We start from the raw sequence: 25,783 nt of genomic DNA, 5'->3' as shown, positions 1-25,783 counted from the left end.
GTACGCTTCGGCGTGATCGTCGACCGGGGAGGAGATCACGCGTGGCCGATCCGCTGGGCGTCGCCGTGCTGGGCGCCGGACACATGGGCGCCGACCACATACGCCGTCTCGATCGCGTGGTGAGCGGGGCCAGGGTCGCCGCCGTGGCGGATCCGGACACCGCACGCGCGAAGGAGGCCGTCGCCGGGATCGACGCGGCGACGGTCCACCCGGACGCGGAGGCAGCGCTCGACGCGCCCGGCGTCGAGGCCGTGCTGATCGCCTCGCCGGGGCCCGCGCACGAGGAAGCCCTGCTCGCCGCGTTCGCCCGGGGCCTTCCGGTGCTGTGCGAGAAGCCCATGTCGCCGGACTCGGCCGGGGCGCTGCGGGTGATGGAGGCGGAGACCCGGCACGGACGCCGGCTGGCGCAGATCGGGTTCATGCGACGCTACGACGCCGGGTACCGACGGCTCAAGGCGCTGCTGGACGACGGACGCCTCGGACGGCCGCTGATGCTGCACTGTGTGCACCGCAACGTCTCCTCCCCGCCGGACTTCACCAGCGCGATGCTGATCGACAGCTCGGTGTCGCACGAGATCGACGCGGCCCGTTGGCTGCTCGGCCAGGAGCTGACCGCGGTCACCGTGCTGCGCCCGCCCGCCTCCTCGGGCGCGCCCCGAGGCCTGCAGGACCCGCAGTTCGTGGTCTTCGAGACCGAGGGCGGCGCCCTGGTGGACGTGGAGGTCTTCGTCAACTGCGGGTTCGGGTACCAGGTCCGCTGCGAGGCCGTGTGCGAGGCGGGCGCCGCACGCATCGGCGACGACCACGGGATGCTCGTCACCGCGCGGGGCGCTGCCGGGGCGGACGTGCCCCAGGACTACCTGGTCCGGTTCGCGGACGCCTACGACCGCGAGGTACAGGCATGGGTCGACGCGACCCGGCGGGGCGAGGCCACCGGCCCGACCGTCTGGGACGGCTACGCGGCCTCCGTCGTCGCCGAGGCCGGGGTCGCGGCGCTGGAGAGCGGCACGCGCACCACGGTCGAACTCGCCCCGCGTCCGGGCCTGTACGCCGGGACCGGTCACTGACGCCGGGCCTCAGACGTTGCCGAGGAGGGCCTGCAGCCCCCGGTCGAGCGCGGCTCCGACGTCCTCCCGTCCCGCCGCGACGACCGCGTAGCTGCGCAGCAGGAAGCGGCGCAGGGCGCCCGTGTCGAACTGGAGCAGGGCCATTCCCAGCGGGGAGTGGAACTCCATCACCGTGAGGGTCCGGCCACAGGGCCAGATGTGCACGTCGCCGCTCCCGGCCGGACCGCGCACCCCCTCCTCCAGCAGGCCTCGGTCGAACGTCCACGTGACCGCCTCGCCCTCGAGGGATACCTCCGCAGGGAAGTCGACGTGCACGGCGAAGGGATCGGCGGAGTCGTAGCGGAGCGTGGCGGGCACGGGCAGCTCCTGGTCCTCCGCGGTGATCAGACGGGCGCGGACGGCTTGTTCCAGCGTGATGTCCATGCATGTACGACCTCGCAGGGGCCTTTCGCATTACGGGAAAGCGCGGTCCAATTGTTGTGACCTGCATCACAGCCGCAGAACCATGGAACACAGAGCCGTCGAACGCATGACTGACGGTCTTCCCGGCCTCCCCACTGGTCCCTCAAGTCACGTACGCCTCATACGACTTGACCCCTCACCACTCCGTCCCGAGCACGCCCCCGGCCCCCTTCCGGGAGACAGTGGCATATGCCAGAAGCACCACCGAATCGGGTGTTGCCAAAGCCCTTACACGTCGTCGCGCGCTGTGCAACAGTCGTGACGGCCCTCGTGTCAGCCCTCGTCGAACCGTCCCGTATCGGAGTGCGTCATGCCGCCCCATGTCTCCGCGGACCGCTCAGCCACCCAGCCGCCAGGACGCGGCTCGGTCGACGCGCTGATCACGCAGACACGACGGCTGAAGGGCGACATGGACGCCGTCCGGCTGGGCGCGCAAAGCGACCAAGCCGACCCCCAGGGCCGCTGGCAGCGGGCGCTCTACGACCTCGCACGGCACCAACTCGACGACCTCGACGCACACTTGGCCCAGTTACGGGACGGACCGCCGTCCGCGACGGCCGTCCGCACCGCGCCCGCCGCACCGGCGGCCGACCGGCGCGAGTCACTGCTCAGCCGGGTCGGCAGCGCCGAATGGAACCTGCTCACGGACGAGGCCGTCTGGTCCGAGGAGCTCTACCGCATCCTCGGCCGCGACCCCGCCGTCCCTCCCCTCACCCTCGACGAACTGCCCTCGGTCGTCCTGGAGGAGGACCGGCCGAAGCTGACCTCGATGGTCACCGACTGCCTGGTCGACGCCCGGCCCATCGACGGGGAGTTCCGCGTCGTCCGCCCGGACGGCGAGCCCCGCACCGTGCACATGATGGGCGAGCCCGTGCTCGACGCCGAGGGCGGCACCGCCTCGATGTGGGCCGTGCTGCGGGACGTCAGCGAACTGCGCCGCAGCCAGCGGGCGGTGCGCGAGAGCCGTGACTCGCTCCAGCGGCAGCGACACCGCGCGCAGACCGAACACCGGCTCGCGGCCGAACTGCGGGAGGCGGTCCTGCCGTCGTGGCGCGGCCCCCTGAGCCTGCCGAGCCGGGACGCAGGCTCCCTCGACCTCGCCGCCCGCCACCTGCCCGCCGCGACGACCTCGCTGATCGGCGGCGACTGGTACGACGCCGTCGAACTCCCCGACGGCCGGACGGTCTTCGGCGTCGGCGATCTCACCGGACAGGGCCCGGCCGTCACCTCCCACACCGCGATGATGCTGGGCGCCCTGCGGGGCATGGCCATGGCAGGCACCGAGCCCGGCCAGCTCCTCGCCTGGCTGAACCAGTTGCTGGACGCCACCGTCCAACCCGCTCTGGGCAGCGCCCTGTGCTGCCGCTACCGGCCGGACACCCGCACCCTGACATGGGCGCAGGCCGGACATCCCGCCCCGCTGCTGTTCCGGGCGGGGCTGGGACGCCGGCTGGGCGCGCCGGAGGGCGTGCTCCTCGGGGCCACCTCACGCGCCGCCTACGGGCAGGCCGAGGAGACCCTCGAAGAGGGCGATCTGCTTCTGCTGCACACCGAGGGGCTGGCGTCCGCCGACCGCCTTCTCGGCCTCGCCCCCCGTCTGGGCGGGGCGCGCACCGCCCAGGACTGCGTACGGACCGTCGTGGAGGAGTGCGGCGAGTCCGGACGCGACCACGACGCCTGCCTGCTCGTCGCCCGCGTCACCCGCTGACGGCCCACAACATTCGGTCGAGAAGAGACGACGGACTCCATCCCGCTCACGCCTGGGCGTCGTTGCCGGGCCGCACCCCCTTCTGCCTCGGCAGCGCCAGCACGATCTCCTCGCGCAGCTCGCTGATCCGGGGGGAGTCGGCGTACTGCGCGGTGAGCCGGTACATCTGGCTCAGCCGGTCCCAGGTGCGCCGGGAGGAGTTCGACCCCATCGACATCAGGGCCAACCGTGCGAACCGGTCCGCCTGTTCGGGATCGTTCGCGATGAAGCAGGCGGACGCCATGGACAGATGATCGAAGATCTTCGACCGCTCACGGCCGTCGACGCGCAGCGCGAGAGCCTTCTCCGCGTAGTACTGGGCGTGCGCGGCCGCCTGCGGCTCGAACTCGGCCAGCGTGCGGTACGCCAGGGCCTGCATGCCGTACAGATCCTCGTCCTTGAAGGTCTGCATCCACGACGGCGGCCTGACGTCGCCCGGGTCGGAGACGAAGAGGTCCTCCGCCCGGCCGAGGGTGCGGCGCATGGCCTGTCCCTTGCCCATCGACGCCTGCGCCCAGGCCTCGATCGTGTGGAACATCGCCCGGGTGCGCGGCAGCACGTCGTCGCCGGAGCCGGACTGGGCCAGTTTCATCAGGTCGAGGGCGTCGTCGGGCCGTCCGAGGTGGACCATCTGACGGGCCGCCCGCGACAGCGCCTCGCCGGCCCGTGGCCGGTCGCCGCCCTCACGCGCGGCATGGGCGGCGATGACGAAGTACTTCTGGGCCGTCGGCTCCAGTCCGACGTCGTGCGACATCCAGCCCGCGAGGACCGCGAGGTTGGCCGCGACGCCCCACAGGCGCCGCTGGAGATGGGCAGGGTGACGGTAGGCGAGGATGCCGCCCACTTCGTTGAGCTGTCCCACGACAGCCTTGCGCTGCAACCCGCCACCGCGGGCCGCGTCCCAGGCCCGGAACACCTCGACCGAGAGCTCCAGTTCGTCGACCTCCTCCGCTCCGATGGGAGCGGCCTCGTAGCGGTCGAACCCGGCCGGGTCGGCGTGGTGGAGGAGGGGATGGTCGATGACAGGAGCGTCGGCGGAGAGGGTGGGGTCGGTGTGCAGCCACTCGTACATGGCACTGCTGAGTGCTGATCCCGCGGCGAGCGCGGCACCCGCGCCCACCAAGCCGCGTCGGTTGAGCATGAGGTCCATTCCCGTGAATTCGGTGAGGACCGCGGCAGTCCGTTCGGGCGCCCACGGCACGCCGTCGGGATGTTCAGCACTCCCGCCGCCCGGCCGTTTCCCTGTACGCCCGTGCCGGACCAGACCGAGGTCTTCGATGGTCACGACACGGCCGAGACGCTCGGTGAACAGAGCCGCCAGCACCCGCGGCACCGGATCGCGCGGGATCTCTCCCGTGTCGATCCATCGCCGCACCCGGGAGGTGTCGGTCGACAGCTGGGGGTGGCCCATGGCCGCCGCCTGCCGGTTGACCAGCCTCGCGAGTTCGCCCTTGGACCAGCCGGCCAGGCCGAACAGGTCCGTCAGACGCGTGTTGGGTTGTCCGCTCACGTCAAGCCCCCAGGTTCTCGGCTGAGTTGACAGTAGCCCGGTGAAAGTTGCCGGGCGACTATTCGCCAGGGTTCGCCAGGGTTCGCCAGATGGTGTGCCACTGGGCCACGGGTGTCAGGTAGGAAAGCGCCACCCCGACCCGGTCGCCGAGGGACATTCCCCAGGGTGTACCCGTAAGGGCCGGTCGGGGCAGCGCACTGACGTCCGGCACACGAAGGGATCTGTTTCTCCCATGTACGCAGCATCGTCCTCCGTGTCCGCCCCGCCCCGGTCGCTGCACACCCGCCCGGGCGGCGGCGGCCCCTATCTGGACCCCGCACGGTCGGCGGGCCCCGCGCTCGGCGCGGGGCCGGTCCGGCGCCCCGCGGGGCTCGGCACGCAACCGCTCAGCGGGAGACTCGACCTGTCCGGCCCCCAGGGGGCCCAACTGCGCACGGCGATCGCCTCGGTGCACCGGATCTGCCCGGAGTTCGCTCCGGTCCAGGTGCTGCGCCGCAGCGGACGCTCGGTGCTCCTCGTCGGCACCACGGGACGCAGCACGGCCGTCGCCAAGTGCTTACTGGACCACTCCCCCGTGTGGGCGGAGCGGATCCGGCACGAAATAGCCGCGTACCGCACGTTCGTCCGGCACCGCCCCCCCGTGCGGGCGCCGAGACTGATCGCGGCGGACCCGGACAACTGCACCCTGGTGATCGAGCGGATGCCGGGGCGGGTGGCGGCGCTGCAGCGGCACCCCACCGAGGCTCCGCCGCGGGCCGACGTCCGCGCGGCGCTCGGCGCGATCTGCCGGCTCAACGCCTGGCGGCCGCCGGCGGGCACGTTCGACGCGCCCCTGGACTACGCGGCCCGCATCTCCCGCTATCACGAGCTGGGTCTGCTCACCGACCGCGACATGGGCGACCTGCAGAAGCTGCTGCACGGCATCGCCGCCGGCGCGGGCCGGCAGGGCATGGGCCAGTTCTGCCACGGCGACGCCCTCCTGTCGAACATCCTTCTGTCACCGGCCGGTCCAGTGCTGGTGGACTGGGAGCACGCGGGCTGGTACCTGCCGGGCTACGACCTGGCGACCCTGTGGTCGGCACTGGCCGACGCTCCGGTGGCGCGCCGTCAGATCAGCCAGATCGCCCAGTCGGCGGGACCCGCCGCACGGGACGCCTTCCTGGTGAACCTGATGCTGGTGCTGACCCGCGAGATCCGTACCTACGAGACGGCCGTGCAGCGTTCGATGCACGACACGGCCCCGACCACGGGTCACCCGGGCGGCGCGCCGTCAGGCGAGGAACAGCGCCTGCTGCTGCGGCGGCTGCACGACGACTGCCAGCTGGCCCGCAGGGCCGTGCGCGCGGCGGTCGGCACTCGCTGAGGGGGGCCGAGAGGCCCGTGGCGCGCCGCTTCGGCGGCGCGCCACGGGCCTCTCGGCGTGCGGGCGGTGTCTTGACGGGGTAAATGCCCGATTCGTGGTCATGATTGACGGGTTGTCGGCAAAAGGCGAATCCACCGGGCCCCGTCGGGCCCGTGCGCCGCCGCCCGCTCGTCCCCAGGAGACCGCAGTGCGAAAACCCGTCACTCCCACCGGACCCCGCAGACGTTCCCGCAGAGCCGCAGGCGCCATGGCGTCGGCGGCTCTGCTGCTCCCGCTGTGCGCCGCGGCGTCCCCCGCCGACGCCGCGGACGCCCGGCCCACCTCGGCGACCGGCCTGCAGCGGGCCTTCGCCGCGGCGGCCGCGCAGTACCACGTGCCGCAGAGCGTGCTGCTCGGCGTCTCCTACCTCCAGTCCCGATGGGACGCGCACGCCGGAGCGCCGAGCGTCACCGGCGGCTACGGCCCGATGCACCTCACCGACGCGCGCACGGCGCTCGGCGTCGCCTCGCACCACCGCCGGGACGCCCAGGCCCTCCGGGGCGACTCCGTCCGCCCGGAGCCGCGACCGGCGCGCGTCCCGGACGTTCGGCTCCCGTCGAGCGCGGAGCTGCCGGCCCGGCTGAAGACCCTGCCGAAGGCGGCGCGGCTGACGGGACTGAGTCCTGCGGCCCTGCGCACGGACCCCGCGGCCAACGTCGCGGGCGGCGCGGCGCTCCTCGCCGCCGCACAGCGCACCCTGGGCGAGCCCCTCAGCGCCGATCCGGCGGACTGGTACGGCGCGGTGGCACGGTTCTCGGGCGCGGACGACACCGCGACGGCCGCCGCCTACGCCGACGACGTCTACCAGGTGCTCCGCAGCGGCGAGGAGCGCACCACGGACGACGGGCAGACGGTCGCGCTGGCGGCGCAGCCGGGCCTGGTCCCGCGGACGGCCCCGCTGCACCGGGCCGGTCTGCGCACGCTCTCGGCGGCGGGCGCCGAGTGCCCGACGACGGTGTCCTGCGAGTGGATCCCGGCGCCGCACGAGCGGTTCGGCGACGACGACTACGGCAACCACGACGTCGCCGACCGGCCCGCCTCGCCCGACATCAGGTACATCGTCGTGCACGACACCGAGGGCGGCTGGGAAGGAGTGCTGTCCTCGGTCCAGGACCCGACCTACGTGTCCTGGAACTACTCGCTGCGCTCCACCGACGGCCACATCGCCCAGCACGTCAAGGCCAAGGACGTGGCGTGGCACGCGGGCAACTGGTACGTCAACGCCAAGTCGGTCGGCCTGGAGCACGAGGGCTTCCTCGCCCGGCCCGACTCCTGGTTCACGGAGGCGATGTACCGGGCCTCTGCGCGCCTGGTGACCTACCTGGCCGCCAAGTACGGCATCCCGCTGGACCGGCAGCACATCCTGGGCCACGACAACGTGCCCGGCCCGACCACCGCGAGCATCCCCGGGATGCACACCGACCCCGGGCCGTTCTGGGACTGGCGGCACTACTTCGAGCTGCTGGGCCGGCCGTTCGAGGCGACGGCCGGTGGCAGCGGCTCCGTGGTGACGATCCGGCCGGACTACGCCGCCAACCGGCCGGCGTACACGGACTGCGGCGGCCAGGGCCTGGCGTGCGCGGTCCACGGTTCCGGCGACGTGCGGCTGTACTCCGACCATGACGAGAAGTCCGCCCTGGTCAAGGACGTCGGCGACGGCTCGGCCCCCACCACGGGCGTGAACGACGTCGCCTCCCGGGCGTCGACCGGCCAGCAGTACGCGGTCGCCGACCGGTGGGGCGACTGGACGGCGATCTGGTACCTCGGCCGGAAGGCCTGGTTCAGGAACCCCGAGGCCCAGCCGACCGCCGTCCCCACGACGGGCCAGGTGGTCACCCCGAAGGACGGCCGCGACAGCGTCGCCCTGTACGGCCGGGCCTACCCCGAGGCCGGGGCCTACCCTGCGGGCGTCCCGGCCCAGGCGCTCTCACCGCTGCCGTACACGCTGCCCAAGGGTCAGAAGTACGTGGTCGGCGACAAGGTTGCGGGCGAGTACTACTACGCCGTCACCTTCGCCGGCGACTCGCACCGGCTGATCGTCGGCGACGACCAGTACTACGAGATCCAGTACGGCCACCGGGTGGCGTTCGTGCGCGCCGCGGACGTGAAGGCCACCCCGGCGACGTAGCGAACCCGGCCCGTGCGGTCGGCGGCGTCGAACGGCGTGGCCGGGCCTCAGCCCTGCTGGAACAGCTCCGCCGGGAGCGGCTTCAGCAGGGCGTACAGGTCGTCGGTGATGGGGCGGTCCCAGGCGGCGATGGTCACCAGGACGTTGTCGCTGCGGTCGAACTGCACACAGGAGATCCGCCCCTCGGAGAGCTTCAGACGGCGCACGATCAGGAGGTTGTCGCCCTGCATCACCGGCATGTCCTCGGTGCCGACGACGGTGACCTCCTCGTCGTTCTCCAGCGCGAGCAGGAGCTGGGCCACCTCGAACGGGACCTCGCCCTCCTCCACCTCACGGGCCGGGGATCCCTCGGGCAGATTGCCGATGATCATCGCGGGGCCGCGGCCGCCGAAGAGGTCGTAGCGCAGGAAGACGCCCTGGCAGCTGCCGTCGGGCGCGGGCAGGAGACCGGCGCCCAGGTTGCCGGGCCAGTCGCCCGGATCCATGGCCAGGACGTCGAAGTCGGGCCCGGCGGGCGTGGCGCTGCGGCGGCGGAGGAACGACATGCGGCCATGGTACGTGGCCGACGCCCTCCGGTGGCGCGTGGGCGGGACGCGGCCCCGCCGCGCGCGAACCGCTCCGCGCCGCACCGCTTCCCGGCGTTCCCCCCGCCCCTTCCGCGGCCCGCGCGCGCAGTGCGGCGCCCGGGTGCGGCATCCGGTGTCCGGTGTCGGCCGAGCGCCCTCGCCGGCCGTGGACACCGTCGGCCGAGGGCACGCCGGCCGTCCTCGCCGCCGTCGGCCCGACCCTCGCGACCGGCGGGGCGTGCCCGGCCCGCTCCCCCGCGGTGCGGCCGTCGGCCGGCGGGCCGCGCTCAGGTCAGATCGAACTCTCCCGCCCGCGCCTCCGACACGAACGCCCCCCACTCGGCAGGTGTGAAGATCAGCGAAGCGCTGTGCGGGCTGCCGCTGTTGCGCATCGCGATGAAGCCCTCGACGAAGGCGATCTGGACATCCCCCCGCCCCCGGCTGCTGGACTGCCACTCGGCGTTGCTGAGGTCCAGCTCCGGCTTGTCCCAGCCCGTGAGCGGCTGCTGCTGGATGGTGCTCTCGGCCACGTCCGTGCTCCTCCCGGTTCGTCGTCCGCGGGCCAGCCTAGCGACCGGCCCGGGACGCCGACAGAGCACGCGAGGGGGACCTTTCAGGACATCGGCGGCCGCGCCCCCACGAGCCACATGGAGAAGAACTGCGAGCCGCCCCCGTAGGCGTGCCCCAGGACCTTCCCGGCCCGCTCCACCTGGTGTTCCCCGGCCTGGCCGCGCACCTGGAGCGCGGCCTCCGCGAAGCGGATCATGCCGGAGGCGCCGATCGGATTGGTGGACAGGACACCGCCCGACATGTTGACGGGCAGGTCGCCGTCGAGTTCGGTGACGCCCGCCTCGGTGAGCTTCCAGCCCTCGCCCTCGTCGGCGAAGCCGAGGTTCTCCAGCCACATCGGCTCGTACCAGGAGAACGGCACGTACATCTCGACGGCGTCGATGTCCCGGCGCGGGTCGGTCACGCCGGCCTGCCGGTAGACGTCGGCGGCGCAGTCCTTGCCGGCCTGCGGTGAGACGGCGTCCTTGCCGGCGAAGAGGGTCGGTTCGCTGCGCATCGCGCCGCCGAGCACCCAGGCGGGCGGACGGGGCGCGCGGGCGGCGCCGGCCCGGTCGGTGAGCACCATGGCGCAGGCCCCGTCGGAGGAGGGGCAGGTCTCGGAGTAACGGATCGGGTCCCAGAGCATGGGCGAGGCCTGGACCTTCTCCAGCGTGATGTCGTGCTCGTGGAGGTGGGCGTAGGGGTTCTTCAGCGCATTGCGCCGGTCCTTGTACGCCACGAGCGAGCCGACGGTGTCGGGGGCGCCGCTGCGCCGCATGTACGCGCGCACGTGCGGGGCGAAGAAGCCGCCGGCCCCGGCGAGCAGGGGTTGCTGGAAGGGGATGGGCAGGGACAGTCCCCACATGGCGTTGGACTCGGACTGCTTCTCGAAGGCCAGAGTGAGGACGGTGCCGTGGACACGGGCCGCGACCAGGTTCGCGGCGACCAGCGCGGTGGATCCGCCGACCGACCCGGCCGTGTGCACCCGCAGCATCGGCTTGCCGACCGCGCCGAGCGCGTCGGCGAGGTACAGCTCGGGCATCATGACGCCCTCGAAGAAGTCGGGGGCCTTGCCGATGACGACGGCGTCGACGTCGGCCCAGGTCAGCTCGGCGTCGTCGAGAGCGCGTCGGGCGGCCTCGCGGACCAGCCCGGCGATCGAGACGTCCCGGCGGGCCGCGACGTGTTTGGTCTGACCGATCCCGACGACGGCCACGGGCTCCTTGCTCATCGCGGTTCCCCTTCGAGTACGGCGACCAGGTTCTGCTGGAGACACGGGCCGGAGGTGGCGTGGGCGAGGGCGCGGTCGGACTCGCCCCGGTGGATGCGGGCGGCGGCCTCACCGACGCGGATCAGGCCGGCGGCCATCATCGGGTTGGCGGCGAGCGCACCGCCGGAGAGGTTCACCCGGACGCTGTCGTCCAGTCGCAGCGCCTTGCGCAGGACGACCTCCTGCGAGCTGAACGGCGCGTGCAGCTCGGCGGTGTCGACGGGCCGGTCGAACGCGCCGGCCCGCTCGGCGGCGAGGCGGGTGGAGGGCGAGTCGGTCAGGTCGCGGACGCCGAGCGAGTGGGCCTCGATGCGGTGGTCGATGCCCCTGATCCAGGCGGGCCGGGAGCACAGCTCGCGGGCCCGCTCACCGGCCGCGAGGATGACGGCGGCGGCCCCGTCGCCGATGGGCGGGCAGTCGCCGGTGCGCAGCGGTTGCACCGCGTAGTCGCCGGGTGGGACCGAACCGCGCAGCTGGGCATGGGAGTTGAGCGTGGCGGTGCGTCGGCTGCGGGCGCCGATCGCGGCGAGGGACGGCTCGTCGGTGTCGCCGGCGTCGATCAGCGCCTGCGCCTGGAGTGCGGCCAGGGCGACGGAGTCGGGCCACAGGGGGGCGACGTAGTACGGGTCGAGCTGGCGGGTGAGGACGTCGCGCAGGGAGCCGGGCGAGGACTTGCCGTAGGAGTAGACGAGAGCGGTGTCGGCGTCGCCGCTGAGGAGTTTGGTCCACGCCTCGTACAGCGCCCAGGCGCCGTCCATCTCGACGTGGGACTCGGAGATGGGCGGCCAGGCGCCGACGCCGTCGAGGGCGAGGGTGAAGGAGAAGGCGCGGCCGGCGAGGTAGTCGCTGGAACCGGAGCAGGTGAAGTCGATGTCGGCGGTCTTCAGGCCGGTCCGGTCGAGGACGCTGTGCAGGACCGGCATGAGCATCTCGACCTCGGAGAGCTCGTCGGTGGTGCGCAGGACGTCGGTCTGGGCGAAGGCCACCACCGCGATGTCGCGGCTGTCCGAGGGTTCCTCGCGGGTCACAGCAGCTCCTTGTAGACGTCGTAGTCCGCGTCCGGTTCGCCGGTGGGCCGGTAGTGGTCGGGGTAGCGGGCGCCTTCCGTCCAGACGGGTTCGACGCGCAGGCCCATGCGGACCTGGTCGTAGGGGATGCCGCCGATGCGTCCGTGCAGGGCGAGGCCGGCGCCGTCGAGGGCGATGTGGGCGTAGACGTAGGGCACTTCGATGTCGAGGTTCTTCGCCTTGATGTTGACGATGCAGAAGGTGGTGACGGTCCCGCGCGGTCCCACCTCGACCTGTTCCGCGGTCGGGACGCCGCAGGTGGGGCAGGCTCCGCGGGGCGGGACGTACACCTTGCGGCAGGACGGGCAGCGTTCGCCGAGCGTGCGCCGGGTGGAGAGCGCGGCGATGTAGGCGGACTGGGCGCGGCCGGGCGAGTAGGTGTAGTCGAGGCGGGCGGGGGCGACGATGCCGGTGACCCGGTCGTCCGCGAGCGCGTCGGGATCGCCGTCGGCGGGTGCGCCGGCGCCGGCGTGCGGTTCGAAACAGGCGATGTCGGTGATGGCCCCGGTGCGTTCCGCGGCCCAGCGGATCCGGACGCGCATGCCGGTGCGGACGGCGTCGGGGCCGGGGGCGTCGAGGGCGTGCAGGAGGGCGGTGTCGGCGCCGTCGAGGCGGACGAGGACCCAGGCGAACGGGGTGGCGAGGGGCTGTCCGCGGCGGGGGGCGTGGTTCCAGGCCCAGGTGGTGACGGTGCCGGTGGGCGCGACCGGGACGAGGTCGTGGATCTCCTCGGCCGTCACGGGGTCGTACTCGACGGGCGGGACGAGGGTGCGGCCGTCGGCGGTGCGCACGCCGAGGACGACGCGCTCGCGCAGACCGGTCAGGAAGGCGCTCTGCACGGGACCGAGGGACCGGGTGAAGGGGAACTCGACGACAAGGGGGGCTTTCAGCACTTCGGGCATCGGGGCTGCCTCCTCGGGAAGCCGACGTCAAGGGGAGCGCCCGGTGAAGGGCGCGGGGCGATCACCTGTGCGACTGCGCCCTGTGGGCGCGAGCGACCACGACGGCCTCGCGGGCCGCGTACGGCCCGCACCGCCCGCTCGCCGGGCGGAGCGTCACGCGCGCTTGTAGCGGGGCGGGCGCTTCTCCGCGAAGGCGCGGGCGCCTTCCTTGGCGTCGGCGGTGTCGAAGACCGGCCAGCCCCGGGCGAGTTCGGCGGCCAGCCCGTCGGTCTCGGTGAGTTCGGCGCTCTCGTACACCGACGCCTTGACGGCCTCGACCGCCAGCGGGCCGCAGGAGTTGACGCGCTCGGCGATCTCCAGGGCCTTCTCCAGGGCCGTGCCGTCCGGCACGACATGACCGACCAGGCCGATGTCCGCGGCCTCCCGGGCACTGTACGGGCGTCCGGTGAGCAGCATCTCCAGGGCGTGGGTGCGCGGGATCTGGCGCTGCAGCCGGACGGTGGAGCCGCCGATCGGGAACAGTCCGCGCCTGACCTCGAAGAGTCCGAAGGTCGCGGAGTCGCCGGCGACGCGGATGTCGGTGCCCTGGAGCATCTCGGTGCCGCCCGCGACGCAGTACCCCTCGACGGCGGCGATCACCGGTTTGCGCGGCCGGTGGTGGCGGAGCATCGCCTTCCAGTGCAGGTCGGGGTCGTCCTTGAGCCGGTGGCGGTACTGCTCGCCCTCCATGCCCTTGCCCGCCAGGGCCTTGAGGTCCATGCCGGCGCAGAAGGAGCCGCCCGCGCCGGTGAGGACGACCGAGCGGACCGAGTCGTCCTCGTCGGCCTCCAGCCAGCCGTCGTACAGGCCGACCAGCATGGCGAGCGAGAGGGCGTTCTTGGCCTCCGGCCTGTTCAGCGTGAGCACGAGCGTGGCGCCCTCGCGCCGCACGGTGAGGTGTTCGGTACCGCCCATCGCACATCTCCCCTCGGAAAGAACGAGAACAGGTTGCAGTAGGCGTGATGGCAGTTCAAGGGTTTTCTGACAGACAGTCAGATTTCTTGGCACGGGCCCTTCCCACTTACCGCGCCCTTTGCTCTGATGACCGGCGAACCGTCTGGGAACCAGGGACCCGGTCAGGAGGAACGGTGGAGTACAACCTTGCCGACCTGTTCGAGTCGGTCGTCGACGTGGCGGCGGACCGCGAGGCGCTCGTGTACGTCGACCATCCCGGCACGGGCGCGGAACGCCGGCTGACGTACGCGGAGCTCGACGCGGCCGCCAACCGCATCGGTCACCACCTCCTCGACAGCGGTCTGCGCCCCGGCGAGCACCTCGGGCTGCACCTGTACAACGGCGTGGAGTACCTGCAGACGGTGCTGGGCTGCCTGAAGGCGCGCATCGTGCCCGTCAACGTCAACTACCGCTATGTGGAAGAGGAGTTGGTCTACCTCTACCGGGACGCGGACCTGGCCGCGCTCGCCTTCGACGCGGAGTTCACCGACCGGGTGGCGGCCGCGCTGCCGCAGACGCCGGCCCTGCGGCACCTGATCCGGGTCGGTCCGGCGGTCGAGGGCATCACCTCGTTCGCCGACGCCGAGGCGAGCGGCTCTCCCGGGCGCGGGTTCCCCGCCCGCTCCGGCGACGACCAGTTCATCATCTACACCGGCGGCACGACCGGCATGCCCAAGGGGGTGATGTGGCGTCAGGAAGACCTGTTCTTCTCGGGACTGGGTGGCGGCTCGCCCACGGGTGAGCCGGTGAGGAAGCCGCAGGAGATCGCCGAGCGGGTCGCGGCGGGCGGCACGGGGATCACCTTCTTCCCGACTCCCCCGCTGATGCACGGCACTTCCACACTGACCGCCTTCATCGGCTTCAACTTCGGCCAGCGCGTGGTGATCCACCGCAAGTTCGTGCCCGAGGAGGTGCTGCGGACCATCGAGAAGGAGAAGGTCACCAGCATCTCCCTGGTCGGCGACGCGATGCTGCGGCCGTTGATCGACGCACTCGAAGGACCCATGAAGGGCACCGACTGCTCGTCGGTGTTCAGCGTCTCCTCGTCCGGGGCGATCATGTCGGACACGGTCCGCCGTCAGTTCCGGGCGCTGATGCCGAACGCGATGCTGCTGAACAACTTCGGCTCGTCCGAGTCCGGCTTCAACGGCACGGCGACGGAGGACTCCGGGCCCGAGCGCGGCTTCCGCGTCCGGGTCAACCCCCGTACCCGGGTGGTCGATCCGGCCACCCGCGAGCCGGTCGCCGCGGGCGAGATCGGCCGCGTCGCCCAGTGCGGTCACGTCCCCCTCGGCTACTACAACGACCCGGTGAAGACCGCCGAGACCTTCTTCGAGAAGGACGGCGAGCGCTGGGTGCTGCTCGGCGACATGGCGACCGTCGACGAGGACGGTGTGGTCGTCGTCCTCGGGCGCGGCTCGCAGTGCATCAACACGGGGGGCGAGAAGGTGTACCCCGAGGAGGTCGAGCAGGCCCTCAAGGCGCATCCGGACGTGTACGACGCCCTCGTGGCGGGGGTGCCGGACCCGACGTGGGGCAATCATGTGGCGGCGGTGGTCCAGGTGCGCCACGGCGCCCCGCCGCCGTCGCTGCAGGACATCCAGAGCCACTGCCGCACCCGGCTCGCCGGCTACAAGATCCCGCGTCAGCTGGTGCTCGCCGAAGCCATCCGCCGCTCGCCGAGCGGCAAGGCGGACTACCGGTGGGCGCGCGAGGTCGCCGTCGCGGAGAGCGGCTGACCTCGCCCGCAGCGCCCTCACGCCGACAGTCCGCCGGGGAAGCGCGTCCTCAGCCCCGGTGGGCCGCACCCGGGCGACCGGCCCGCGCCAGGAAGTCGCCGACCCGGCCGGCGAACCGGCCGGGGTCGTCCAGCCACGGGTAGTGGCCGGCGCCGGGCTGCACGGCGAACTCGGCGTTCGGGAAGGCGTCGGCCACCAGCCGCGCACGGTCCGGCCGGGGCCCGCCGTCCAGCTCCCCGGCCAGGACGAGCACCGGGGCGGTCACCTCGGCCAGCGCGCTGCGCAGGGCCGGCGGGTCGAAGGCGGCGGGGTCGAGGAAGCGCTCCTCGCCCTCGGCGCAGGTCTGCTCGTCCACGGCGGCCTCGTGGGCGCGGGCGGCATCGTCCCACCTGCCGTGGAAGAAGGCGCCGACGACCGCCGGGTCGGGCTCGCCCTCGCCCCCGAGCCACGCCCGGAACGCGGGGAACGCGTCGTCGAACCAGGCTTCACCGCGGCGCAGCCGTGCGGCCGCCAACCGCTCCTGGGCCGTGGCCGGACGGCCCAGCGCCCACGGATTGACGGTGATGAGCGCGAGCCCGGACACCCGCTGCGGGTACCGCGCCGCGTACAGCATGGCGAGGCTGCCGCCCGCCGAATGGGCCAGCACGTCCATCCGCTCCCGCCCCAGGTGCACGCGCAGCGCCTCGACGTCGTCCACCTGCCGGTCGCAGCGGTAGGTCGCCGGGTCCGCGGGACGCGCGGAGTCGCCCGTGCCCCGCAGATCGAGCAGGATCAGGCGGCGGCGGTCGGCGAGACCGCCGAGGTCGCCGAGGTAGACGGAGGCCCGCAGGGGGCCGCCGGGCAGGACGACGAGCGGCTCGCCCTCGCCCGACACCCGGTAGGCGAGCTCGGTCCCGTCCGGCGCGGTGAACATCGGCATGCCCTGATTCTCGGCAGGGACCTCGGCCGCGCGCAACGGGGTTCTCCGGCGAAAGTCACCACCGGCCTCTTGCCTGACGCCCGCGAGCCTGGATTACTGATCCACAAGAAGAGCAACCGAATGATCGGTCGCCCGTATTGAGACGTTTCGGTGCCGGGATCCTTCAAAGCCGGGGATCGCCCGGTGTCGAGACAGGTCGTAGGGAGAAGTCCCATGACGGATGTGCGGAACCCGCTGGACGAGGGCGAGCGCCTCGACGAGGCCGCCCTGCGCACCCTGCAGCTGGAGCGACTGCGGACCTCGCTGCGTCGCGCCTACTCCCGGGTGCCCTTCTACCGCGAGGCCTTCGACAAGGCCGGCGTCCACCCCGACGACTGCCGCGACCTCGCCGACCTGGCCCGCTTCCCCCACCACCAAGGCCGACCTGCGCGCGCACTACCCGTACGGGATGTTCGCCGTCCCCCGGGACCGCATCCGCCGCATCCACGCGTCCAGCGGCACGACCGGCCGGCCGACGGTCGTCGGCTACACGGACGCCGACCTGTCCATGTGGTCGGACATGGTGGCCCGCTCGCTCCGCGCCGCGGGCGCGCGCCCCGGCGACACCGTCCATGTGGCCTACGGGTACGGCCTGTTCACGGGCGGCCTCGGCGCCCACTACGGGGCGGAGCGCCTCGGCTGCACGGTGATCCCCGCGTCCGGCGGCATGACCTCCCGTCAGGTCCGGCTGATCCTGGACCTCGAACCGCGCGTCATCATGGTGACCCCGTCCTACATGCTCACGCTGCTCGACGAGTTCGAACGCCAGGGCGTGGACCCGCGCTCCACCTCCCTGCGCGTGGGGGTCTTCGGCGCGGAGCCCTGGACGGAGCGCATGCGCCAGGAGATCGAGGAGCGTTTCGCGATCGACGCCGTCGACATCTACGGGCTGTCGGAGGTGATCGGGCCGGGCGTGGCGCAGGAGTGCGTCGAGACCAAGGACGGGCTGCACGTCTGGGAGGACCACTTCTTCCCCGAGGTGGTCGACCCGATCACCGGCGAGGTCCTGCCGGAGGGCGAGGAGGGCGAGCTGGTCTTCACCTCGCTGACCAAGGAGGCCATGCCGGTCGTCCGGTACCGCACCCGTGATCTCACCCGCCTGCTGCCGGGCACGGCTCGCGCCTTCCGGCGGATGCGGAAGGTGACCGGGCGCAGCGACGACATGGTCATCCTGCGCGGGGTGAACCTCTTTCCCACCCAGATCGAGGAGATCGTGCTCCGCACCCCGGGCGTGGCTCCCCACTTCCAGCTCCGCCTCACGCGTGAGGGCCGTCTCGACGCCCTCACGGTCCGCGCCGAGGCCCGCCCCGACGCCACGCCCGCGGACCGCGACACGGCCGCGCGCGCCGTCGCGGCGGCCGTGAAGGACGACATCGGCGTGTCGGTCACCGTCGAGATCGTCGACCCGGAGTCGCTGGAGCGGTCGGTCGGCAAGATCAGGCGGATCGTGGACGAGCGCCCCCGCACGTCATGAGGGCCTCGGTGTCATGACGGCCCGAGCACCGTGACTGCCCGCGCGTCATGACGGCCCGGTCTCAGCCGCCGAACCGGTCCCTCAGCTCCCGTTTGAGGATCTTGCCGCTGGCGTTGCGGGGCAGCTCGTCCACGAAGAGCACCCGCTTGGGGGCCTTGAAGGGGGCCAGCTTCTCGCGCGCATGGGCGATGAGCTCCTCCTCGGAGGTCTCCCCCCGCGCGACGACGACCGCGGTGACCGCCTCGATCCACTTCTCGTCCGGCAGGCCGATGACGGCGGCCTCGGCGACGGCCTCGTGGGTGTAGAGGACGTCCTCGACCTGCCGGGAGGCGACCAGCACGCCCCCGGAGTTGATGACGTCCTTCACCCGGTCGACGATCGTGAAGTAGCCGTCGGCGTCACGCACGGCCAGGTCGCCGGAGTGGAACCAGCCGTCCCGGAAGGCCTCGGCGGTCTCCTCGGGCTTCTCCCAGTACCCCTCGCACAGTTGCGGGGACCGGTAGACGATCTCGCCGGGAGTGCCGTCGGGGACGTCCGCGCCGTCCTCGTCGACCACACGGGCGTCCACGAACAGGACGGTGCGACCGCAGGAATCCAGGCGCCCCTTGTGCTCGTCGGGGGCGAGGACGGTGGCGAGCGGGCCGATCTCGCTCTGCCCGAAGCAGTTGTACAGACTCAGCCGGGGCAGCCGTTCGCGCAGCCGCTCCAGGACCGGCACCGGCATGATCGACGCCCCGTAGTAGGCCTTGCGCAGGCCGCTGAGGTCACGTGTCGTGAAGTCGGGGCGGTTCGCCAGACCGATCCAGACGGTCGGCGGCGCGAAGAGACTGTCGACGCGGCCGGCCTCGACCAGGTCGAGGATCTCGTCACCGTCGGGGGCGCCCAGGACGATGTTCGTGGCGCCGACCGCGAGGTAGGGCAGCAGGAACACGTGCATCTGTGCCGAGTGGTACAGCGGGAGGGAGTGCGCGGGACGGTCGCCGGCGCTCAGGTCGAGGGCGGTGATCGCGCTCAGGTACTCGTGCACCAGGGCACGGTGCGTCATCATCGCGCCCTTGGGCACGGCCGTGGTGCCCGAGGTGTAGAGCAGTTGCACCAGGTCGTCGGTGCGCGGCTCGGGCCCGTCGTGGACGGGGGCGGCGGCCAGCCGGGCCAGGAGCGAGTCGTCGGCGTCGCGAAGGGCCGCCGTCGGCACGCCTTCGGGGAGCCGGTCAGCGAGGCCGGGATCGGCGAGGACCAGCGAGCTGCCCGACTGGTCGACGATGTACGCAAGATCGTCGCCGGTGAGGTTCTGGTTGACGGGGACGTGGACCAGTCCCGCGCGGGCGCAGGCCAGGAACGCGATGAGGTAGGCGTCGGAGTTGTGGCCGTAGGCCCCGACCCGGTCGCCGGGGGCGAGGCCCTCGGCGAGCAGGACGCTCGCCGCGCGCGAGACCGCCTCGTCGAGTTCCTCGTAGGTCCAGGTGCGGTCGCGGTACTCGACCGCCACGCGTGCCGGGGTGCGACGGGCGCTGCGCCGCAGCACCCCGTCGACCGTGCTGCCATGTCCGGGCGTCATGGCTCATGATCCTGGGACGGCGACCGGAGCAGGTCAAGTTCGTCGCCGCCGCGAGGCGTCGAACGGCCCGAGGCGCGGCCACGGCCGCCTCGGCCCACGCCACCCGCCCCGCCCGCACCCGCACCCGCACCCGCACCCGCACTTCGACGGACCGGCGACGGGAACGGAGACAGGAACGGGGCGGGAACGTCAGAAGGTCGCCGTCGCCCCGCCCGGGGCCCCGCGCCGCGTGGGCGCGGGCCGTCGGCCGCCCTGCGACGCTGCGACCGACGCCGTCAGCCCCCGCCGCGCGCCCTGACCTCGTACGTCCTTCGCCGGGCCCACCGACCTGACCTGACCGGACGACCACGAGTGCCACCGCCACCGCCGCCGCTCGCTCCCGGCCCGGGAACGTCTCGCTGCCGCGGGCATGGGTCCGGGGCGTCCCCGGGGCGGGGCCGAGGCCGCCGATCGCCCCGCGCGCGTACGGACCGGGCGGGGCCGGACAGGTCCCGCGCCCGTTCGGGGCGGCCGCTCACACCTGGCGGGACCGTCCCTCCCAGTACGGCTCGCGCAACCGCCGCTTGTACAGCTTGCCGTTGGGGTCCCGGGGCATCTCGGCGATGAAGTCGACGGACTTGGGCCGCTTGTAGCTGGCCAGCCGCTCCTCGCAGTGGGCGAGGAGCTCGTCGGCGAGGTCCGGGCCGGGCTCCCGGCCGGGGGCGGGCTCGATCACGGCCTTCACCTGCTCGCCCCAGTCGTCGTGCGGGATGCCGAAGGCGGCGGCGTCGGCCACCGCGGGGTGGGCGAGCAGCACGGACTCGATCTCGGCGGGGTAGATGTTGACCCCGCCGGAGATGATCAGGTCGATCTTGCGGTCCCGCAGGAACAGGTAGCCGTCCTCGTCGAGCACTCCGAGGTCGCCGACGGTGAAGAAGTCGCCGATGCGGTTCTTCCTCGTCTTGTCCTCGTCCTTGTGGTAGGCGAAGCCGCCGGTGGTCATCTTCATGTACACCGTGCCGAGTTCGCCGGGCGGCAGCCGGTCCCCGTCGTCGTCGAAGATCGCCAACTCGCTGATGGGCCAGGCCTTTCCGACCGTGCCGGGCTTCTTCAGCCATTCCTCGGCCGTGGCGAACGCGCCGCCGCCCTCGCTGGCCGCGTAGTACTCCTCCACGCAGGCGCCCCACCAGTCGATCATCGCCCGCTTCACATGGTCGGGGCAGGGCGCCGCTCCGTGGATGGCGTGCCGCATGGAGGTCACGTCGTAGCGCGCCCGTACGTCCTGCGGGAGGGCCAGCAGGCGGTGGAACTGGGTGGGGACCATGTGGGTGTGGGTGCAGCGGTGGGCGTCGATGAGACGGAGCATCTCCTCGGGGGTCCACTTGTCCATCACGACCAGCCGGTGGCCCAGATGCAGGGAAGCGGCCGCGAACTGCAGCACCGCCGTGTGGTAGAGCGGCGAGCAGACCAGATGCACGTTGTCGTCGAAGGGCCTGATGCCGAAGATGCCCAGGAAGCCGCCGAGGTAGGACTCCTCGGGCAGTTTTCCGGGCAGCGGGCGCCGGATGCCGCGCGGGCGGCCCGTGGTGCCCGAGGTGTAGTTCATGACCCAGCCGAGCGTGCGGTCGGCGGGCGCCGACTCCGGTTGCCCGTCGAGGAGTTCGGCGTACTGCCGGAAGCCGTCGACGTCGCCGACGGCGTAGCGGTGGGTGGCGGGCAGGCCTGCCTCGTCGGCCGCCCGGCGCGCCTGGTCGGCGAACCGCTCGTGGGCGACGAGCACCTTGGCCCCCGAGTCGGAGACGATCCAGGCGATCTCGGGGCCGACGAGGTGGTGGTTGACGGGCACGAGGTAGAACCCGGCCTGGGTGGCGGCCAGATGGGCGGTGAAGAACTCGGCCGAGTTGGGCAGTACGACGGCGAAGGCGTCGCCGCGTTCCAGTCCGGCGGCGCGCAGGCCGTGCACGAGCCGGTTGGCGGCGGCGTGCAGACGGCCGGCGGTCCACTCCTGGCCGTCGGGGGCGATCAGGACGGTGCGGTCGGGGTCCTGGGCCGCCTGGACCCAGAAGCCCGCGGGGGGTGTGCTGGTCACTGGCCGCTCCTTCCGGCGATGCGGTTGACGCGGTCCACGGCCTGTTCGAAGCCGCGGGTGAGGTCGTCGAAGACCGCCTGGACGCTGCGGACGTCGTTCATCCGGCCGACGATCTGGCCGACGGGCGTCCCGAGCAGGGGGTCGACCTCGTGTTTCTGGATGCGGGAGACGGCCTCGGCGACGAGCAGGCCCTGCAGGGGCATGGGGAGGGTGCCGGGTCCGTCGGGGTCGTCCCAGGCGTCGGTCCACTCGGTGCGCAGCTGCCGGGCGGGTTTGCCGGTCAGCGCGCGGGAGCGGACCGTGTCGCCGGAGCCGGCCGCGAGAAGCTTGCGGGTGAGGGCGGGCGAGTGCAGGTCGGCCTCGGACGTGGTCAGCCAGACGGACCCGAGCCATACGCCCTGGGCGCCGAGCGCGAGGGCGGCGGCCGCCTGCCGTCCGCTGCCGATGCCGCCCGCGGCGAGCACGGGGAGCGGGTCCACGGCCTCGACGACCTCCGGGGTGAGCACCATGGAGGCGATCTCGCCGGTGTGGCCGCCCGCCTCGTAGCCCTGGGCGACCACGATGTCGATGCCGGCCTGCTGGTGCTTGCGGGCGTGCCGGGCGCTCCCGGCGAGCGCGGCGACGAGGACGTCCTGCTCGTGGGCGCGGGCGACGACGTCGGCGGGCGGCGAGCCGAGGGCGTTGGCGAGCAGCCGGATCGGGTAGTCGAAGGCGACGTCGAGCTGGCTGCGGGCGACCTGCTCCATCCAGCCGGTGATCCGCCACCCGGAGGCCTCGCCCTCGGCCAGCTCGGGGACGCCGTACTTGGCGAGGGTGTCGCGCACGAAGTGCCGGTGTCCCTCGGGGATCATCGCCTCGACGTCGGCCTCGCTCACGCCCTCGACCTTCTTGGCGGGCATGACGACGTCGAGTCCGTACGGCTTGCCGTCGACATGGGCCTCGATCCAGTCGAGGTCGCGTTTGAGGTCGTCGGGGGCGGTGTACCGGACCGCGCCGAGCACGCCGAAGCCGCCCGCGCGGCTGATGGCCGCGGCGACGGCGGGGAACGGCGTGAAGCCGAAGACGGCGTGCTCGACTCCCAGTTGTGTGCTCAGCTCCGTCTGCATGGGCGCAGGATGCCGCAGCGGCGCGGACGACGGAAGGCTTTTTCTGATAGACCGTCAGATTCTTGGGCGGGACACGCGCCGAGGCCGGGTCCGACTCCGGCTCCGCACCCGCACCCGCACCCGCACCCGCTCAGCGGTCATCGGTCACGCCTCGCCGGTCACGGGCGTCACCTCACGCGGGGACCGCGGTCTCCGCTCCCCGGGCGGCGCGCCTGGGGTCCCTCGTCCGCCGCCGCGTGCTCCAGCACGGCCATCGCCGCGTTGTGCCCGGGCACGCCGCTCACCCCTCCCCCGCGCACCGCGCCGGCCCCGCACAGCAGCACGTTGCCGTGCCGGGTCTCCACGCCCCAGCGACCGGCGCCGTCGCCCGCGTAGGGCCAGGACAGTTCGCGGTGGAAGATGTTGCCGCCCGGCAGCCCGAGGTCGCGTTCCAGGTCCAGCGGGGTCCTCGCCTCGATGCAGGGGCGGCCGTCGGCGTCGAGGGCCAGGCAGTCGGCGAGGGGTTCGGCCAGGTGCGCGTCCAGCTGGGCCAGGGTCGACCGCAGCAGTTCCTCGCGCACGCCGTCGTTGTCCGCGCGGAAGAGTCGGGCCGGCGTGTGCAGCCCGAACAGCGTGAGCGTCTGGTATCCCTGCGCGGCGAGGTCGGCGCCGAGGATGGTCGGGTCGGTCAGCGAGTGGCAGTAGATCTCGGAGGGCGGGGCCGCCGGCAGCTCGCCGGCGGCGGCCTGGGCGTGGGCGGCGGCGAGCTGCTCGTACCCTTCCGCGATGTGGAAGGTCCCGGCGAACGCCTCGCGCGGGTCGACCGAGCTGTCGCGCAGCCTCGGCAGCCGCTTGAGCAGCATGTTCACCTTGAGCTGGGCGCCCTCCGCAGGGGCGGGCGGCTCGTCGCCGGCGAGGGCCGCCAGCGCCTGAGGGGAGGCGTTCACCAGGACGTGCCGGGCGGCGGCGACGCCTTCGCCGTCGGCGGTGCGGTAGGCGACCTCGGCGGTACGGCCGTCCGTGTCGATCCGCACGGCCTCGTGTCCGGTGGCGAGCACCGCGCCCGCGTCCCGGGCCGCGGCGGCCAGGGCGTCGGTGAGGGCGCCCATCCCACCGACGGGGACGTCCCACGCCCCCGTGCCGCCGCCGATGACGTGGTAGAGGAAGCAGCGGTTCTGCCGGAGGGAGGGGTCGTGGGCGTCGGCGAAGGTGCCGATGAGGGCGTCGGTGAGGACCACGCCCCGCACGAGGTCGTCGGCGAAGCGCTCCTCGACGGCTGCGCCGATCGGCTCCTCGAACAGGACCCGCCAGGCCTCCTCGTCGCCGACCGTGCGGCGCAGTTCCTCGCGAGTGGGCAGCGGCTCGGTGAGCGTGGGGAAGACCCGCTGGGCGACGCGTCCGGTCATGCCGTAGAAACGCTCCCAGGCCGCGTACTCGCGCTCGCCGCCCGTGAGCCGCGCGAACGCCTCGCGGGTGCGTTCCCCGCCCCCTCCCACCAGGAGCCCGGTGGGCCGTCCGGCGCGCTCGACGGGCGTGTACGAGGAGATCGTGCGGCTCCGGACGCGAAAGCGCAGCCCCAGATCCCGCACGATCTTCGACGGCAGCAGGCTGACCAAGTACGAGTACCGGGACAGCCGGGCGTCGACGCCGGTGAAGGGGCGGGTGGAGACGGCCGCCCCGCCGGTGTGGTCCAGCCGTTCCAGCACCAGCACCGACCGCCCGGCCCTGGCCAGATAGGCGGCCGCGACCAGACCGTTGTGGCCGCCGCCCACGACGACGACGTCGTAGGCGCGGTCCTGTCCGTGGTGTCCCTCGCGTGCAGGCATGGTTCTTCGTAACACGAGCCGATCAAGGTCGGCCAGAGGCGGTCGTTCACGGCCTCCGGAGCCGGACCGCCGGAAAAGCCGCGGTGCGGTGGGTCGTGTCGTGTCCGCGGGCGTCGACCGCGAGTCGCGGGCGCCCGCGAGTCGCCGCACGGCCGGACGGTCCGGCGCACGGCGCGGGCTCGGTCTAGGCGCCGTCCGCGACCCGGCGTCGGCGCAGGACCGACGCCCTGCGGTACAGCTCGGCCGCCTCCTGGCCGCGGCCGAGCTGTTCCAGGCAGTGGGCCTCGTCGTCGCGGGCGGCGAGGGTGTCGGGATGGTCGGCGCCCAGGGCACGTTCGCGGTTCGTGGCCACCCGCCGGTACTCGGTCAGGGCGTCGGACCAGCGGCCCAGCCACCCCAGGGCGACGGCGACCTCCCTGCGGCTCACGAGGGTGTCGGGGTGGTCGTCGCCGAGGACCCGCTCACGGATGGCGCACACGTCCCGGGACTCCGCGAGGGCCTCCTCCCAGCGGCGCAGACGGCCCAGGTTGACGCCGAGACCGTGCCGGGCGCGCAGGGTCTCGGGGTCTGCTCGGCCGTCGATGCGGGTGCGGTCCTCGACGAGGTCGCGGTAGAGCTGGAGCGCCTCCGCGCTGCGGCCGAGGCGGCCCAGGGCGATGCCGGTCTCGTAGCGGGCGGCGAGGGTGTCGGGATGGTCGGGGCCGAGGGTGTGCGCGCGGGCCTCGGCGACCTCGCGGTAGGTCTGCAGAGCCTCCGGCCAGCGCCCCAACTGGCCTGCTATGTAGGCGACTTCGTGACGGGTGATGAGGGTGTCCGGGTGGACGGGGCCCAGGACGCGGGCCCGTGCGGCGGCCACCTCGCGCGCCGTCCGGTACGACTCCTCCAGCCGGCCGAGCCTGCTGAGGTTGAAGGCGAGGTTGTGGCGGCAGCGCAGGGTGTCGGGGTGGTCGCGGCCGACCGTGCGCTCCCGGACGGCCAGGACCGACGCGTACACCTGGTGGGCCTCGACGTGACGGCCCGACCGGCCGAGCTCGTAGGCCATTTCCTGCCGGGCCGCGAGCGTGTCCGCGTGGTCGGGGCCGAGCACCCGGGTGCGGTCCGCGACCAGTTGCCGGTACTCGTGCAGCGCGTCGGCGGTACGGCCGGTGCGGCTGAGGCTGAAGGCGGCCTCGTAGCGGCTGGCGAGGGTGTCGGGGTGGTCGGGGCCGAGCAGGTGCGCGCGTTCGGCCCCGACGGCGCGGTGCACGTCCCCGGCCTCGGCCCAGCGGCCGAGCCGTCCCAGGCCGAGGCCGGCGTCATGGCGTCCGGCGAGCGCGGCGAGCACCTGCGGTGACGCAGCCGGCGGGGCGGGGACGGCACCGAGCACCGGCCGGGGGATCCACTCCCCGGTCAGGGCCGCGCCGGCGTCCGCG

At 73.1% G+C, this 25,783-nt stretch carries 19 protein-coding genes and 1 pseudogene; 6 read left to right on the top strand and 14 right to left on the bottom strand.

What is annotated here, in order from left to right; all coding sequences use genetic code 11:
- The first annotated feature begins 41 nt into the window (after positions 1-41).
- Entirely contained in the window at positions 42-1,067 is a 1,026-nt protein-coding gene (locus tag BG482_RS37270; RefSeq protein WP_069773642.1) for a Gfo/Idh/MocA family protein, read from the top strand.
- A gap of 9 nt (positions 1,068-1,076) precedes the next feature.
- On the opposite strand, the gene BG482_RS37265 is transcribed toward BG482_RS37270, so the two are convergent.
- The gene (locus tag BG482_RS37265) at positions 1,077-1,490 is read right to left on the bottom strand and encodes an SsgA family sporulation/cell division regulator (RefSeq protein ID WP_069773641.1); all 414 of its coding nucleotides are present in this window, start codon (positions 1,488-1,490) and stop codon (positions 1,077-1,079) included.
- Between the two features lie 349 nt (positions 1,491-1,839).
- On the opposite strand from BG482_RS37265, the gene BG482_RS37260 reads away from it, so the two are divergent.
- Positions 1,840-3,237, top strand: coding sequence for a PP2C family protein-serine/threonine phosphatase (locus BG482_RS37260; RefSeq protein WP_069773640.1), 1,398 nt, complete (start codon positions 1,840-1,842; stop codon positions 3,235-3,237).
- A gap of 46 nt (positions 3,238-3,283) precedes the next feature.
- On the opposite strand, the gene BG482_RS37255 is transcribed toward BG482_RS37260, so the two are convergent.
- A complete protein-coding gene (locus BG482_RS37255) occupies positions 3,284-4,786 on the bottom strand; it encodes a hypothetical protein (protein WP_069773639.1) in 1,503 nt (500 codons plus the stop codon).
- Positions 4,787-5,018: 232 nt separating this feature from the next.
- Between BG482_RS37255 and BG482_RS37250 the strand changes: the two genes are divergently transcribed.
- Positions 5,019-6,149: an aminoglycoside phosphotransferase family protein gene (locus BG482_RS37250; protein WP_069773638.1), complete on the top strand. Its 1,131-nt coding sequence runs from the start codon at positions 5,019-5,021 to the stop codon at positions 6,147-6,149.
- Positions 6,150-6,396: 247 nt separating this feature from the next.
- The gene (locus BG482_RS37245; protein ID WP_079142617.1) at positions 6,397-8,316 is read left to right on the top strand and encodes an N-acetylmuramoyl-L-alanine amidase; all 1,920 of its coding nucleotides are present in this window, start codon (positions 6,397-6,399) and stop codon (positions 8,314-8,316) included.
- 47 nt (positions 8,317-8,363) lie between these two features.
- On the opposite strand, the gene BG482_RS37240 is transcribed toward BG482_RS37245, so the two are convergent.
- The 6 genes from BG482_RS37240 to BG482_RS37215 form a co-directional block, all read right to left on the bottom strand.
- A complete protein-coding gene (locus BG482_RS37240) occupies positions 8,364-8,861 on the bottom strand; it encodes a hypothetical protein (protein WP_062646030.1) in 498 nt (165 codons plus the stop codon).
- A gap of 308 nt (positions 8,862-9,169) precedes the next feature.
- Positions 9,170-9,412: a DUF397 domain-containing protein gene (locus BG482_RS37235; protein ID WP_069773636.1), complete on the bottom strand. Its 243-nt coding sequence runs from the start codon at positions 9,410-9,412 to the stop codon at positions 9,170-9,172.
- An 83-nt stretch (positions 9,413-9,495) separates the two neighbouring features.
- On the bottom strand, positions 9,496-10,662 hold the full coding sequence (locus BG482_RS37230; protein WP_069773635.1) for a thiolase domain-containing protein: 1,167 nt from the start codon (positions 10,660-10,662) through the stop codon (positions 9,496-9,498).
- Positions 10,659-11,729, bottom strand: a complete 1,071-nt coding sequence (locus tag BG482_RS37225) for a thiolase domain-containing protein (protein WP_069773634.1) — start codon at positions 11,727-11,729, stop codon at positions 10,659-10,661. The genes BG482_RS37230 and BG482_RS37225 overlap by 4 nt, the downstream gene beginning before the upstream one ends.
- Entirely contained in the window at positions 11,726-12,670 is a 945-nt protein-coding gene (locus tag BG482_RS37220) for a Zn-ribbon domain-containing OB-fold protein (RefSeq protein WP_069773633.1), read from the bottom strand. The genes BG482_RS37225 and BG482_RS37220 overlap by 4 nt, the downstream gene beginning before the upstream one ends.
- Positions 12,671-12,823: 153 nt before the next feature.
- Positions 12,824-13,624: a crotonase/enoyl-CoA hydratase family protein gene (locus BG482_RS37215; protein WP_069773632.1), complete on the bottom strand. Its 801-nt coding sequence runs from the start codon at positions 13,622-13,624 to the stop codon at positions 12,824-12,826.
- Positions 13,625-13,797: 173 nt separating this feature from the next.
- Here BG482_RS37215 and BG482_RS37210 point away from each other — a divergent pair, with 173 nt between their 5' ends.
- Entirely contained in the window at positions 13,798-15,402 is a 1,605-nt protein-coding gene (locus BG482_RS37210) for an acyl-CoA synthetase (RefSeq protein WP_069773631.1), read from the top strand.
- 49 nt (positions 15,403-15,451) lie between these two features.
- Here the strand turns inward: BG482_RS37210 and BG482_RS37205 are convergent, their stop codons facing one another.
- Positions 15,452-16,321 (bottom strand): alpha/beta fold hydrolase, encoded by an 870-nt coding sequence (locus BG482_RS37205; RefSeq protein ID WP_069773648.1) that lies wholly within the window; start codon positions 16,319-16,321, stop codon positions 15,452-15,454.
- Between the two features lie 213 nt (positions 16,322-16,534).
- Between BG482_RS37205 and paaK the strand changes: the two are divergent.
- Positions 16,535-17,834, top strand: a pseudogene (paaK, locus tag BG482_RS37200) (phenylacetate--CoA ligase PaaK).
- A gap of 61 nt (positions 17,835-17,895) precedes the next feature.
- On the opposite strand, the gene BG482_RS37195 reads toward paaK, so the two are convergent.
- The 5 genes from BG482_RS37195 to BG482_RS37175 all read right to left on the bottom strand — a co-directional run.
- Positions 17,896-19,392 (bottom strand): acyl-CoA synthetase, encoded by a 1,497-nt coding sequence (locus BG482_RS37195; protein WP_069773630.1) that lies wholly within the window; start codon positions 19,390-19,392, stop codon positions 17,896-17,898.
- 514 nt (positions 19,393-19,906) lie between these two features.
- Positions 19,907-21,460 carry an acyl-CoA synthetase gene (locus BG482_RS37190; protein WP_069773629.1) on the bottom strand — a complete coding sequence of 518 codons (1,554 nt, stop codon included), beginning with the start codon at positions 21,458-21,460 and terminating at the stop codon, positions 19,907-19,909.
- Entirely contained in the window at positions 21,457-22,566 is a 1,110-nt protein-coding gene (locus BG482_RS37185; RefSeq protein WP_069773628.1) for a nitronate monooxygenase family protein, read from the bottom strand. The genes BG482_RS37190 and BG482_RS37185 overlap by 4 nt, the downstream gene beginning before the upstream one ends.
- Before the next feature lie 167 nt (positions 22,567-22,733).
- Entirely contained in the window at positions 22,734-24,371 is a 1,638-nt protein-coding gene (locus BG482_RS37180) for an NAD(P)/FAD-dependent oxidoreductase (protein ID WP_069773627.1), read from the bottom strand.
- Positions 24,372-24,555: 184 nt separating this feature from the next.
- Positions 24,556-25,783: tetratricopeptide repeat protein (locus BG482_RS37175; protein WP_141746704.1), on the bottom strand; the 1,228-nt coding region annotated here is incomplete at its 5' end.

The organism is Streptomyces sp. LUP30 (genome assembly GCF_001746365.1).
Lineage (GTDB): Bacteria > Actinomycetota > Actinomycetes > Streptomycetales > Streptomycetaceae > Streptomyces.
This window is presented reverse-complemented; position numbering and strand designations above follow the sequence as displayed.